Origin of the sequence: Kitasatospora sp. NPDC096204, from assembly GCF_044763205.1 — a bacterium.
Lineage (GTDB): Bacteria > Actinomycetota > Actinomycetes > Streptomycetales > Streptomycetaceae > Kitasatospora.
The window spans coordinates 61,801-75,306 of the sequence record NZ_JBIWFT010000021.1; the positions used below are offsets into that span (position 1 = coordinate 61,801).

At 74.6% G+C, this 13,506-nt stretch carries 10 protein-coding genes; 4 read left to right on the top strand and 6 right to left on the bottom strand.

Annotated elements, in window-relative coordinates; translation table 11 throughout:
- The first annotated feature begins 110 nt into the window (after positions 1 to 110).
- From ACIQ87_RS23215 to ACIQ87_RS23225, 3 genes are all read left to right on the top strand, one after another.
- A complete protein-coding gene (locus tag ACIQ87_RS23215) occupies positions 111 to 1,544 on the top strand; it encodes an FGGY family carbohydrate kinase (protein WP_402409675.1) in 1,434 nt (477 codons plus the stop codon).
- A 117-nt stretch (positions 1,545 to 1,661) separates the two neighbouring features.
- Positions 1,662 to 3,065, top strand: a complete 1,404-nt coding sequence (locus ACIQ87_RS23220) for a glutamate decarboxylase (protein ID WP_402409677.1) — start codon at positions 1,662 to 1,664, stop codon at positions 3,063 to 3,065.
- A gap of 452 nt (positions 3,066 to 3,517) precedes the next feature.
- Entirely contained in the window at positions 3,518 to 4,708 is a 1,191-nt protein-coding gene (locus tag ACIQ87_RS23225) for a DUF2690 domain-containing protein (RefSeq protein WP_402409679.1), read from the top strand.
- Here the strand turns inward: ACIQ87_RS23225 and ACIQ87_RS23230 are convergent.
- From ACIQ87_RS23230 to ACIQ87_RS23250, 5 genes are all read right to left on the bottom strand, one after another.
- A complete protein-coding gene (locus ACIQ87_RS23230; protein WP_402409681.1) occupies positions 4,705 to 5,910 on the bottom strand; it encodes an RNA polymerase sigma factor in 1,206 nt (401 codons plus the stop codon). The two genes, ACIQ87_RS23225 and ACIQ87_RS23230, sit on opposite strands and share 4 nt — an antisense overlap.
- 142 nt (positions 5,911 to 6,052) lie before the next feature.
- Entirely contained in the window at positions 6,053 to 7,960 is a 1,908-nt protein-coding gene (gene dnaG / locus ACIQ87_RS23235; protein ID WP_402409683.1) for a DNA primase, read from the bottom strand.
- Between the two features lie 175 nt (positions 7,961 to 8,135).
- Positions 8,136 to 9,446 (bottom strand): deoxyguanosinetriphosphate triphosphohydrolase, encoded by a 1,311-nt coding sequence (locus tag ACIQ87_RS23240; RefSeq protein WP_402409685.1) that lies wholly within the window; start codon positions 9,444 to 9,446, stop codon positions 8,136 to 8,138.
- A gap of 171 nt (positions 9,447 to 9,617) precedes the next feature.
- Positions 9,618 to 10,625: an SGNH/GDSL hydrolase family protein gene (locus ACIQ87_RS23245; protein ID WP_402409687.1), complete on the bottom strand. Its 1,008-nt coding sequence runs from the start codon at positions 10,623 to 10,625 to the stop codon at positions 9,618 to 9,620.
- 222 nt (positions 10,626 to 10,847) lie between these two features.
- On the bottom strand, positions 10,848 to 11,792 hold the full coding sequence (locus ACIQ87_RS23250) for a PAC2 family protein (RefSeq protein WP_402409689.1): 945 nt from the start codon (positions 11,790 to 11,792) through the stop codon (positions 10,848 to 10,850).
- A gap of 771 nt (positions 11,793 to 12,563) precedes the next feature.
- On the opposite strand from ACIQ87_RS23250, the gene ACIQ87_RS23255 reads away from it, so the two are divergent.
- Positions 12,564 to 13,298 (top strand): GNAT family N-acetyltransferase, encoded by a 735-nt coding sequence (locus ACIQ87_RS23255; RefSeq protein WP_402409690.1) that lies wholly within the window; start codon positions 12,564 to 12,566, stop codon positions 13,296 to 13,298.
- Here the strand turns inward: ACIQ87_RS23255 and ACIQ87_RS23260 are convergent.
- Positions 13,288 to 13,467, bottom strand: coding sequence for a hypothetical protein (locus ACIQ87_RS23260; RefSeq protein ID WP_402409692.1), 180 nt, complete (start codon positions 13,465 to 13,467; stop codon positions 13,288 to 13,290). The genes ACIQ87_RS23255 and ACIQ87_RS23260 overlap by 11 nt on opposite strands.
- Positions 13,468 to 13,506 lie beyond the last annotated feature (39 nt).

The window sequence follows — 13,506 nt, forward strand, 5'->3', positions numbered from 1 at the left end:
TGACGGGACGGTGACCACAGGGCGAAGCGAAACCCCACCCGGGGTCGCGAAGCGGCAACGGCCCGCCCGGCCCGGACGCGTCCCGGGCCCGGCTGAGGCATGATCTCGGCATGGCCATCGTCGCGGGGATAGACAGCTCGACCAACCGCACCCGGATCGTGGCGTGCGACGCCGACACCGGTGCCGTCCTGCGCTCCGGCAAGGCGCCCCATCCCGTCCCCGAGGACCAGGACCTGCGCCCCGGCGAGGCCGACCCCCAGGTCTGGCTGCACTCGCTCGGCGACGCCGCGACCGGCGGCCTGCTGGAGGGTGTCCGGGCGATCGGGGTCAGCGCCCAGCAGCACGGGATGATCGGCCTGGACGCCGGCGGGGTGCAGGTCCGGCCCGCGATCCTGTGGAACGACCCGCGCTCCAGCGGCGCCGCCGCCAAGCTGCTGGACGCCTTCGGTGGCGCGGCCGCCTGGACCGCCGCGATCGGCGCCGTGCCCGCCCCCACGTACACCATCGCCAAGCTGCGCTGGCTGGCCGAGTTCGAGCCTGCCAACGCCCGCCGGGTCGCCGAGGTGCTGCTGCCGCACGACTGGCTGGTCTGGCAACTGCTCGGCCACCCCAGGCGCCGCACCACCGACCGCGGCGACGCCTCCGGCACCGGCTACTGGTCGCCGATCACCGGCGAGTACCGGCAGGACCTGGTGGAGCTGGCGCTCGGCCACGAGCTCCGGCTGCCCGACGTCCTGCCCCCGGCGGAGCCCGCCGGGCACACCCCCGAGGGTCTGCTGATCTCGGCCGGCACCGGGGACAACATGGCCGCCGCGCTGGGCCTGGGCCTCGGCCCGGGCGACGCGGTGGTCTCGCTCGGCAGCGCCGGGACGATCTTCGCGGTGCACGAGGAGGCCGTGGTGGACGCCTCCGGTCTGGTCTCCTCCTTCGCCGACGCCAGCGGCCGGCACCTGCCGATGGTCGCCACCCTCAACGCCGCCCAGGTGCTGCGCTCCACCGCCGCCCTGCTCGGCCGGGACCTGGAGGGCCTCAGCGACCTCGCCCTGCACTCCTCCCCCGGTGCCTACGGTCTGGTGCTGCTGCCGTACCTGGACGGCGAGCGCACCCCCGCGCTGCCGCACGCGGCAGGCACCCTGACCGGCCTTCGGGCGGAGGCGATGACCCCTCAGCACCTGGCCCGGGCCGCCGTCGAGGGCATGCTGTGCAACATCGCCGACGCCCTCGACGTACTGCGCGCCCGGGGCGTCGCGGTGAAGCGGGTGTTCCTGCTCGGCACCGCCGGGCGGCTGCCCGCCGTCCGGCACATCGCCCCGATGCTGTTCGGCGTCCCGGTCGTGGTGCCGCCGCCGGGCGCCCACGCCGCCCGCGGGGCCGCCCGGCAGGCCGCCTGGGCGCTGGCGGGCACCCCGGAGCCGCCGGCCTGGGAGCTGCCGGACGCGGAGACCGTCGAGCCCGACGGGGAGCAGGACCTGGCGATCGGCTCGGCGGTGCGTCAGCAGTACCGGGCCGCCCGCGACCAGATCCACCCGGAGGCCGCGGCCTGACCCCGGACGGGGCCGGCCCGCCCCTGGCTCGAACCAGCCCGTGAAGATGCGTCACCCGGTGGCCGGTGGCAGCGTGGGACGGGACACGGCCACCGACGCGAAGGACGACAGGACGCCATGGCGCTGCACAAGGGGGCCGGCGGCGACCGCCGGCTGAGCATGGGCCCGTACCCGACGATCGCGGACCCGCTGGGCGCGATGAAGCTGGCCCCGCCGCTGCACCGGCTCGGCGAGGGCCCGGTCACGGCCGACACCGCGTACCAGCTGGTCCACGACGAGCTGATGCTGGACGGCAACGCCAGGCTCAACCTGGCGACCTTCGTCACCACCTCGATGGAGGCCCAGGCCGCACGCCTGATGACCGAGTGCCTCGACAAGAACATGATCGACAAGGACGAGTACCCGCAGACCGCCGAGCTCGAGCGGCGCTGCGTGTCGATCCTCGCCGACCTCTGGCACGCCCCCGACCCGGACGCCGCGATCGGCTGCTCCACCACCGGCTCCAGCGAGGCCTGCATGCTGGCCGGCATGGCGCTCAAGCGCCGGTGGATGCACCGCAACGCCGACCGCTACGCCGCCGGGGCCCGGCCCAACCTGGTGATGGGCGCCAACGTACAGGTCTGCTGGGAGAAGTTCTGCAACTTCTGGGAGGTCGAGGCGCGCCTGGCGCCGATGGAGGGCACCCGCTTCCACCTGGACGCCGAGCAGGCGGTCGCACTGTGCGACGAGAACACCATCGGTGTGGTCGGCGTGCTCGGATCCACCTTCGACGGCTCGTACGAGCCGGTCGCGGAGATCTGCGCGGGCCTGGACGCCTTCCAGGAGCGCACCGGCATCGACGTCCCGGTGCACGTGGACGGCGCCTCCGGCGGCATGGTGGCGCCCTTCCTCGACCCGGAGCTGGTCTGGGACTTCCGGCTGCCCCGGGTGGCCTCGATCAACACCTCCGGCCACAAGTACGGCCTGGTGTACCCGGGCGTGGGCTGGGCGCTCTGGCGCGACAAGGCGGCGCTGCCGGAGGAACTGGTCTTCCGGGTCAACTACCTGGGCGGCGAGATGCCGACCTTCGCCCTCAACTTCTCCCGCCCCGGCGCCGAGGTGGTCGCCCAGTACTACATCTTCCTGCGGCTCGGCCGGGAGGGCTTCCAGGCCGTCCAGGGCGCCTGCCGCGAGGTCGCCACCTACATGGCCGGGCGGATCGAGAAGCTGGACGGCTTCCGGCTGCTGACCCGGGGCGACCAGCTGCCGGTGTTCGCCTTCACCACCGAGGAGGGCCTCCCGTTCGACGTGTTCGACGTCTCCCGGCGGCTGCGCGAGCGCGGCTGGCAGGTGCCCGCGTACACCTTCCCGGCGAACCGGGAGGACCTGTCGGTGCTCCGGGTGGTCTGCCGCAACGGCTTCTCCCGGGACCTCGCCGAGCTGCTGCTGACCGACCTCGACCGGCTGCTGCCGGAGCTGCGGCGCCAGCCCGTCCCGCTCCAGGAGCTCGGAGTAGCGCCCCGGTCGGGCTTCCACCACTGACCGCTCGCCCTCCCCGCCCGCGCACCCCGTCCGCAGGACCCGTCCGCACACCCCGTCCGCGCGCCCGGGGAGAGGTCACGGCGGGGAGGGGCAGTGAAGCGCCCTCCCCGCCGGAGCGTCCCGGTCGGGCCGGGGCAGCCTCCCCCCGCGAGGCTGCCCCGGCCCGGTGGGGGACCGGGACCGGATGCGGACCGACGACGGATCGTCGATCGGTGTCCGAACCGTTCGCCGACGGGCGAACCGCATCGGCCAGAGAACTCTGCACGACGATCACGTGAATGTTCGAGCGCCTCCGGGGGTTGTGAGACACTTCCGTCCGTCTCAGCGCCGTGACCTGGGGTTTGGGACGGCAGGCCGGTCAGGTTTGAGAAGCGCGGACGCCGGACGGCCCGGGCCCGGACCCGTCGCCCACCCGTCCCCCGCCCCCCGTTTCTCGAGTTTGGAGCGCCGCAGTGGGTTCCGCCTGGAAGCAGCTGCCCGAGGAGCTGACCGAGCCCGCCCGACGCCTGGCGGAGGAGCTCCGGACGATCAAGGACGCCGCCGGGCTTTCGCTGTCCGAGCTGGCCGCCCGGACGCACTACAGCCGGGCCTCCTGGGAGCGCTGGCTCAACGGCAAGCGGATCGTCACCGAGCAGGCGCTGGAGGCGCTGGTCGGGGCGGTCGACTGCGACGGGGCCACGCTGCGGGCGCTGTGGCGCCGGGCGGTGGCGGAGCCGACGACGGTGGCCCCGGCAGTGGCCCCGGGCCCGGGCGGGGCCGAGGGCGAAGGCGAGAGCGAGAGCGAGGGCGGAGGCCCGGAGCGGCCGGCCGTCGCCGAGGAGCACCCGGCGGCTCCCGGGGAAGCCCCCGCAGAGGAACCCGCCGACGAGGCAGCGGTGTCCGGGCCGGAGCCGGGACCCGCCCCGGTCGCCTGGTGGCGGCGCCCCGCGGCGCTGCTCGCCGGCGCGGCCGTGCTGGCGCTGCTGCTGGTCCTGGTGGGCCTGCGGTTCAACCGGCACGACGGGCAGGCCTCGGCGGCCGCCGAACCGGCCGTGTCACCCTCCGCCGCCGCCACCGCCAAGAGCGATCCGGCCTGCCAGGGCGTCGGCTGCGCCCACAAGGACCCGAAGACCACCGGGTGCGGCAAGGACGCCCGGACCCTGCAGACCCAGGTGATCGGCAAGGTGGTCGTCTACCTCCGGTACAGCCAGACCTGCCGGGCCGCCTGGGCGGCCATCACCGAGGGCCAGCCCAAGGACTACGCGACGATCACCGACAGCAACGGCGACAGCGAGACGGCGCTCATCCACTGGGGCTACGACAACTACTCGCCGATGCTGAACGCGGCGGACCCGGCCGTCACCTTCCAGGTCTGCGGGTACCAGCCGGCCGGGCACGACTGCACCGCGGTGGTCGCCGACCTGGCCGCGGTGGTGGCCTCCACCCCGATCCCGATCGGAGCGGCCTCTCCCCCGCCGGGTGCCGGCGCGGGCGCCCCCACGACCCCGGCCCCGGCCACGCCGGCCGCCCCGGCGCCCACCGAACCGGCGGCTCCCACCGAACCGGCGGCTCCCTCCGAGCCGGTGACTCCCGCAGAGCCGGCGGGCCCGTCCCAGGCGGCGGGCCCCACCGAGTCGGCGGGCCCGTCCCAGCCGGCCTCCTAGTCGAGGTAGCCGCGCAGCTGCTCGGCGTAGGCGTGGTCGCGGAGCTTGACCAGGGTCTTCGACTCGATCTGGCGGATCCGCTCCCGCGTCACGCCGAACACCGCGCCGATCTCCTCCAGCGTGCGCGGGCGGCCGTCGTCCAGCCCGTAGCGGAGCTGGACGACCTGGCGCTCACGCTCCCCCAGGGTGGCCAGGACGGCCTCCAGGTGCTGGCGCAGCAGCAGGAAGGTCGCGGACTCGGCGGGCGAGGCGGCGTCGGCGTCCTCGATCAGGTCCCCGAACGCGACGTCGTCCTCCTCGCCGACCGGGGTGTGCAGCGAGATCGGCTCCTGGGCCAGCCGGAGCAGCTCGCGCACCCGCTCCTCGGTCAGCTCCAGGGTGGCGGCGATCTCGGCCGCCGTCGGTTCCAGGCCGCGTTCCTGGAGCAGGGCTCGCTTCGCCCTGACCACGCGGTTGATCAGCTCGACCACGTGCACCGGCACCCGGATCGTCCGGGCCTGGTCGGCCAGCGCCCGGCTCATCGCCTGCCGGATCCACCAGGTCGCGTACGTGGAGAACTTGAAACCGCGGGTGTAGTCGAACTTCTCCACCGCCCGGATCAGGCCCAGGTTGCCCTCCTGGACGAGGTCCAGCAGGGTCAGCCCGCGGCCGACGTAACGCTTGGCCACGGAGACCACCAGCCGCAGGTTCGCCTCGATCAGCCGGCGCTTGGCGATCCGGCCCCGCACCACCAGGGCGTCCAGCTCGCCGGCCAGCGGGTCGGACGGCGGCGGGACGCCGTCCAGCCGCTCCTCGGCGAAGACGCCGGCCTCCACCCGGCGGGCCAGCTCGACCTCCTCCTCGGCGGTGAGCAGCCGGATCCGGCCGATCTCGCGCAGGTACTGGCGCAGCAGGTCGGCGGCCGGCCCGGTGTCGTCGACGGGCCCGCGGCGCTCGTCCGGGTCCTCGGCCCCGGCCCGCGCGTCGAAGCCCGGCTCGGCCCCGGGTCCGGACCCGGGTTCGGACCCCGGCCCTGGGTCCGGGCCGTCCGGGCCGTCCGGGTGGCCTTCCGGCAGTCCCTGGGCAGGGACCCGGGCACCGTCCGGGGGCGCCGCCCCGGCCCGGCCGTGGTGGGTCTCCTGCTCCCCGGCCCCCTGCCGCCCGGCCGGGTTCGCTCTCGTACTGGTGGTGGTCGCTGCGACGACGCCTTGCTCCACGGGCATCCCCTCGGGGCGGGCGCGACTCTGGCGGACCCGCGCTGTACGGAGGTGGGACGCCCTCCAGTGTGCGGTACGCCACACTCCGTGGCCGAGACTCGTGCGCCGACTTTCTGCGCGCGGTTCCCGTGGTGGTCCGCGGGAGGCGCTACAGCGCCGCCGCACCCCGGGTCTTCAGTAGATCGCTGTACTGCTGGAGCTGGAAAAGCTCAGTTTGTACCGCGATCTGCTGCTCAGGGTCGGGTCGCGGGCCGAGCCGTTGAAGGTAGACCCGGACCTCCTCGATTCGCCGGTCCACGGCGAACCGGCGCAGCTTGACCAGGAACTCCCCCGCGTAGATCGCGTCCGCCTTGCGGCGCGAGCGCACCGGTTCGACGGTCAGCTCGGTGACCAGCGAGCGCACCCGGTCGTCCGGGGACGCCTCGCGCACCGCGCTGGTGAAGTCGGGCAGGGTCGCCCCGTACGCGGCGCCGCCGGCCTTGGCGATGGCCTGCCGGACGGCGGTGTACGGCGGGGTCGGGAACTCGTCGTCGCCGTAGTGGTCGAAGGCCGGGCTGACCAGGTCCGGGTGCTGGAGCGCCAGCTTGAGCAGCTCCCGCTCGACGAACTGGGCCGGGTCGCGCGGGTTGAGCCGGAAGGCGGGCTGCGCGGGGCGCTGCGGCTGGACCGGCTCGGGGCGGCGCTGGGCGGCCGCGCCGCGCGGGTTCTGCTGGCGCTCGCGGTCCCAGCGGGCCAGCTGGGAGATCCGGCGGACGACGAACTGCTCGTCCAGGATGCCGAGCATGCCGGCCAGCCGGACGGCGTACTCGTGCTGGATCGAGCGGTCCTTGATCTTGGCGACGATCGGGGCCGCCTCCTCCAGCGCCGCCGAACGCCCCTCCGCGGTGTCCACCCGGTGCCGGGCCACCACCGAGGTCAGTGCGAACTCGAACAGCGGGACCGGGTTGTCGATCAGGTGCTTGACCGCCTCGTCGCCCTGGGCCAGGCGCAGCTCGCACGGGTCCATGCCGCCCGGGCTGACCGCGATGGAGGTCTTGGCGGCGAACTTCTGGTCGTCCTCGAAGGCGCGCAGGGCGGCCTTCTGCCCGGCCGCGTCGCCGTCGAAGGTGAAGACGGTCTCGCCCCGGTACTGCGAGGTGTCCATCAGCAGCCGGCGGATGATCTTGATGTGGTCCTCGGCGAAGGCGGTGCCACAGGTGGCCACCGCCGAGGTGACCCCGGCCAGGTGGCAGGCCATCACGTCGGTGTAGCCCTCGACCACCACCGCGCGGCCCGACTTGGCGATCTCCTTCTTCGCCAGGTCGATGCCGTACAGCACGTGGGACTTCTTGTAGATCGGCGTCTCGGGGGTGTTGAGGTACTTGGGACCGTTGTCGTCCTCGCGCAGGCGGCGGGCGCCGAAGCCGACCACCTCGCCCGCGATGTCCCGGATCGGCCAGACCAGCCGGCCCCGGAAGCGGTCGATCAGACCGCCGCGCTGGCCCTGCGAGGCGAGGCCGCCCAGCAGGATCTCCTTGTCGGTGAAGCCCTTGCCGCGCAGGTAGCGGACCAGGTGCTCCCACCCCACGGGGGCGTAACCGACGCCGAAGGCCGCCGCGGCGTCCTCGTCGAAGCCCCGCTCGGCCAGGAAGCGGCGGCCGATCTCCGCCTCCGGCGAGGCCAGCTGCTCCCGGTAGTAGGCGGCGGCCACCTTGTGCGCCTCGACCAGCCGGGTCCGCTCGCCCTGCTGGTGGCGCGGGCTGTAGCCGCCCTCCTCGTAGCGCAGGGTGATGCCGGCCTGGGCGGCCATCCGCTCGACGGCCTCGGCGAAGGTGAAGTGCTCGATCTTCATCAGGAAGGCGATGGTGTCGCCGTTCTCCTGGCAGCCGAAGCAGTGGAAGACGCCCTTGGCGGGGTTCACGTAGAAGGAGGCGGACTTCTCGTCGTGGAAGGGGCAGACGCCCTTGTACTCGCCGCCGCCACCGTTGGTCAGCTGTACGTAGTCGCCGACCACCGCGTCGATCGGCAGTGCGCTGCGCACCGCCTGTACGTCTTCGTCCCTGATCCGCCCGGCCACCCCGGAAGTCTACTGGGGCGGCCGGGCTTTCCGGCTGCGCCGGCCGGGGCACGGCCCGGTGGGGCCGGGGGCGCCTCCCGGCGGGGGGCGGGAGGCGAGAGGGCGAGCGGGTCCACCGGGGCGGCCGGGCTTTCCGGCTGCGCCGGCCGGGGCACGGCCCGGTGGGGCCGGGCGACTACGCCCAGGCGGCGCCGACGAGCCTGGCGTGCAGGGCCAGGGCCGAGGCGTCGGTCAGGGTGGCGATCTGGTCGATGACCGTGCGCAGGGCGGCACGGTCGTCCTCGGCCTCGCGGTACATGGCGGCGAACACCGGGTCCAGCCCCTCGGGGGCGCGCTGGGTGAGGACGTACGCCAGCTCGGCGATCACGATCCGCTGGCGGGCCCGCAGCTGGGCCTGCTCGTCGCGCTGCATCACGTAGCGGACGGCCACCGCCTTGAGCACCGCGCACTCCAGCCGGACGTCCCTCGGCACCACCAGCTCGGCGCCGTGGCGGGTGAGCCGGCCGGGGCCGTAGCGGGCGCGGGTGGCCTGCTCGGCGGCCAGGCAGAAGCGGCCGATCAGCTGGCTGGTCAGGTCCTTGAGCCCGGCCCGGGCGCGGGCGGTGCCGTCGTAGGAGCTGGGCCACCACTCCTGGGCGAGCAGCCGGTCCAGGGCGGCGGTCAGCTCCTCCGGCTCGGCGTCCCCGGCGTAGCGCTCGGCGACCTTGAAGAGTTCGGCGCGCTCGCTCGGGGCGCGCAGGGCGGCCGGGTCGATGTGGCCGGCCTGGAGGCCGTCCTCGACGTCGTGGGTGGAGTAGGCCACGTCGTCGGACCAGTCCATGACGGTGGCCTCGAAGCACTTGCGGCCGGCCGGGGAGCCGGCCCGCAGCCAGCGGAAGACCGGCAGGTCGTCGGCGTAGACGCCGTACTTGGGCGAGGCCGGGTCGGTGGGGTGGGCGCCCTTGGTCCACGGGTACTTGGTGGCGGCGTCGAGGGCGGCCCGGCTCAGGTTGAGGCCGACGCTGCGGCCCGGCCGGGGGGCGAGCCGGGCAGCGGGCTGCTCCTCCCGGGGCGCGAAGCGCTTGGGTTCGAGCCTGGTCAGGATGCGCAGCGACTGGGCGTTGCCCTCGAACCCGCCGCAGGCCTCGGCGGCCTGGTCGAGGGCCTCCTCGCCGGTGTGGCCGAACGGCGGGTGGCCGATGTCGTGGGCCAGGCAGGCCGTCTCCACGAGGTCCGGGTCGCAGCCCAGGGCGGCACCCAACTCCCGCCCGACCTGGGCGCATTCGAGGGAGTGGGTGAGCCGGGTGCGCGGGAAGTCGCTCTGCATCGGGGCGACCACCTGGGTGGTGCCGGCCAGCCGGCGCAGTGCGGCCGAGTGCAGCACCCGGGCTCGGTCGCGCTGGAAGGCCGTGCGGCCCGGGCGCTTGTCGGGTTCGGGGACCCAGCGGGCCTCGGCGGAGTGGTCGTACGGGATCGGGTCGGCGAGGCGGTGCATGGTGTCGTCCATATGGCTCTCACGGTACGCCCGGCCCCCGACACGCCGGGTGTGCCGCGCACGAAGGAGCGCGGACGGGAGTGTGAATCCTCGCCCACGCACCCGTTACGGGCACCACGGGCCCCAGCCGCGACCCCGGCGGCCGCGGCGGCCGTGCCGGGGCCGCGGCGGCCGTCGGCGTCCTCAGCCCCTGATCGCCTTCAGGACGACCCCGGACACCGCCTCCTGGCCCTTGGCGTTGGGGTGGATCGGCGCCAGCCCCCGGGCGGGGAGCGGCGGCTCCACCCAGCGCTGGTCCTCGCCCGCGCACATGTCGTGCCCGGACGAGGGCCCGGCGAGGTCCACGAAGACCGCGCCGCCCGCCTCGGCGCGCTTCCTGAGCATGCCGTTGAGCTGCTGCTGCTTCTCCACCAGGAAGCCGAGATCGGAGGCGGGCACGGCGTTGCCGAGCACCGGCAGGCAGCTCGCCGGGTCGGCCGGGAGCAGCCCCGGGTACCCGATCACGTAGACCTTGGCGTTCGGTGAGCGCTTCCTGACGTCCTGGAGCACCTGGCCGAGCCGGTCGCCGGCCGCGTCCACCTTGCGCTGGACCTCGTCGGTGCCGTTGCCGCCCGCGTAGTGGTCCCGGCAGGGCGACTTGCTGATCCGCTCCGCGCTGTCGGTGATCACGCCCTTGACGATGTCCACCAGGTTGCTCTTGGCGCACTCCGTCACGACCTCCATGAAGCCCGCGTCGTTGCCGCCGATCCCCAGGGTGACCAGCCGGGTGTCCGCGGTCAGCGCGTCCAGCTGGGCCGGGTTGGTGCCGTCGGCGACCTTCTGCGGGCCGGTCAGGTCCCCGGTGCGGGCGCCGCTGCAGCTGACGTCCTTGAACTGCCCGGCGCCGAGCGAGAGCGCCTTCGCCACCAGGGACGGGTAGTTGGCCCCGGAGCGGGAGCAGCCGCCCGGCTCGCCGACCTGCGGCGGGATCTTCATCCCGGCGGTGTACGAGTCGCCGAGCGCGACGTACGGGCCGGTGGGCGGCGGGGCGGCGGTCGGCGACGAGGCCGCGCCGGCCTGCGCGCGGGCGGGCGTCGCGCCCGCGGCGCTGTTGTTCCGGCTGTCCGAGCCGGTGTCGTCGGTGCAGCCGGCCAGCAGCGCTGCGGCCAGTCCGACGGTCAGGGCGATGGTCGGGCGTGCGGTCCTCGGCATGGTCTCCCCCCGGGGATGCGGGTCACGGTCGGCTCCTCACGGCGGCCCGTCCCCCGGGCACACCAGGGGCCAACGAACGATGCAGGGCGATGACTCCCGCCCCGGGCGAATCGTCTCCCGGCGGGCCCGAACCGGCCGGAATCCGACCCCCGGGCCCGTCCGGATCCGACCCCTGCGCGGTCGTGGCCGGGTGGCCGCGCGGCCGTCGGTACGGCTGCCGCGCTACTCCGCGCCGCGCTCGTGCTCGGCCAGGAACTGCTCGAAGCGCCGCCCCAGTTCGTCCGCCGAGGGCAGGTCCACCGGCTCGGCCAGCAGGCTCTCCCGGCCCTCCGCGCCCGCCACCGCGTCGTACTGGCCCTCCATGCCGCGGATCGCCGAGCGCAGCTCGCCGTCGCCCTGGGACAGCTGCTCCTCGATGTCGGCGTAGACCTCGGCGACCCGCTCGCGCAGCTGGGTGCCCGGCAGCACCAGACCGGTGGCGGACTGCGCCGCCTCCAGGATCTGCACGGCCGCCGCCGGGTAGGCGGAGCGGGCCACGTAGTGCGGGACGTGCACGGCGAAGCCGAGGACGTCGTGCCCGGCCTCGGCCAGCCGGTACTCCACCAGCGCCTGGGCGCTGCCCGGGACCTGCGCCTGCTCGAACCACTGCGGGTAGCCCGGGGCGAGGTCCAGCCGGTTGCCGTGCGGCGTCATGCCGACCGGGCGGGTGTGCGGCACGCCCATCGGGATGCCGTGGAAGTCGATCGAGAGCCGGACCTCGAACCGCTCCACCAGCTCGCGGACGGCGCGCGCGAAACGCTCCCACTCGACGTCCGGCTCGGGGCCGGTGAGCAGCAGGAACGGCGCGCCGGCGGCGTCGTGGACGAGCTGGAGCAGGATCTCCGGCGGGTCGTAGGACGTCCAGCTGTCCTGGTCGAAGACCATCGCGGGGCGGCGGGCCCGGTAGTCCACCAGACGGTCGTGGTCGAAGCGGGCCACCACCAGCGGCGAGCCCGTCTCCAGCAGGTGGGCCACCACCTGGCCGCCGGCGTCCCCGGCGTCCATGAAGCCCTCGAAGTGCTGGAGCAGCACGAGACCGGCACCGGTGTCGCGCAACTGCTCGTTGGCCGCGGCGACGGCGGCCGCGCCCTGCTGATCCAGCTCGTACAGCGCCTGGAAGTCCCGCACCGCGCACCCAACCCCGTTCTCTGCTCGTCCCGGTCGACCGGCTTCTCGTCGTTTCAGCGTGCCGGGCGCCGCCGGAATTCCCGTCCCCGGCCACCGGACCGGTTCCGCTCCTGTTCCGTCCTGTTTCCGCCCGGTCCTGGACCCTGCCCGGGACCCGGCCCGGCTCCTGGCCGGGTCCGGTGGACGATCCGGCCGCGGGACCGCTCCGGAGCCCGTCCGACGGCCCTTCGGAGGGCTCGTCCGACGGCCTCCGCCGACCGTCCCGGACCATGATCGCACCCGGACGAAGAGCCCCTGGTCACGCCCCCGGAACGGGCCCGTCCACGGGGTCCGCGAACGGCCCGCGCGGCCATTCGCGTGCCGCGAAGTGACGCACCGCCTTCTGGCGGGTATCGTCCTCTCGCTGCCTCGCATCGTCGCGTCGTCGTCACGTCGTCCGTAACGCCGTCGGCCACGTCCCGGTCCGGTGCTCGGCCAGCCACCCACGACGCATCTTGCCTTCACCTGGCCGCCTGCTTCCCTTCGCGCTCTCGTACCCTCCTCGGCCATTTCGCGGACGCACACTGTCCCCTCGCTCTTCCCGCCGGACCGGTCCGAGGACCCGTGCCCGTTCCGGCACCCGCGCCGCCCGTTCCGGGCCGCCGCCCCCACCCCGTCCGACCGGACCTCCGGCGTGCGCGGGCACCCGGCCGGCGGACCCGGGCCCAGGCGTACCCCCGCGCCGCACCCGGCACGGGAGGCACCCTCCGACCGATGAAGGACCAAGGTTCCGTGCCCGTACCTGTCATCCTCACCGGCCGCACCGTGCGGCTGGAGCCCCTTGCCGCGCACCATGCCGAGGCCATCGCCGAGGCCGGCGCCGAGGACCGTACGACCTACGCCTTCACCCCCGTCCCGCACGGTCTGGAAGCCGCCCGCGACTACGTCGCGCGGGCGCTCGCCGACCAGGCCGCGGGCCGGTCGCTGCCGTTCGCGACGGTGAGCGTCGCCGACGGCCGGGTCGTCGGCTCCACCAGGTTCCTGGAACTCGACTACTGGCGTGGTCCGCTGGTGTGGCCGCCCACGCCCGGTGTCCCGTTCGGCGACCCGGACACGGCCGTCCCGGACGCGGCCGAGATCGGCAACACCTGGCTCTCGCCGCGCGCCCAGGGCACCGGCATCAACACCGAGGCCAAGCTGCTGATGCTGCGCCACGCCTTCGAGACCTGGGGCGTGCAGCGGATCTCGCTTCGCGCGGACGCCCGCAACCTGCGCTCGCGCACCGCCATCGAGCGGCTCGGCGCGACCTCCGAGGGCGTCCGCCGGGCGCACTCGCGCGGGCTGGACGGCGTGGTGCGCTCCACCGCGTTCTACTCGATCCTCGACGACGAGTGGCCGGCCGTGCGGGACATCATCGAGCTGCGGATCGCCGCCGCCACCTCGCCGAGCGCCCCGGATCCGTCGATCAACCAGGAGTGCCTTAGACAGGGCGGCAGCGGCACCGGGCAGCTGATGATCACGGCCTGAGGCCGGGCAGCCCGTAGCCGGACCGCGCCAGGTCCAGGACGACCGGCAGGACGCTGTGGTCGTCCCAGCCGCGGTGGCGGCCGGGGTCGGCCTCCACCAGCACCTCGGTCGGCCGCCAGCCGCCCCGCACCCGGGCCACCCGGACCCGGTAGATCTCCGCGCCGCCCACGCTGCGGTGCAGGTGCAGGAGGCCCTCGGAGGTGAGGGC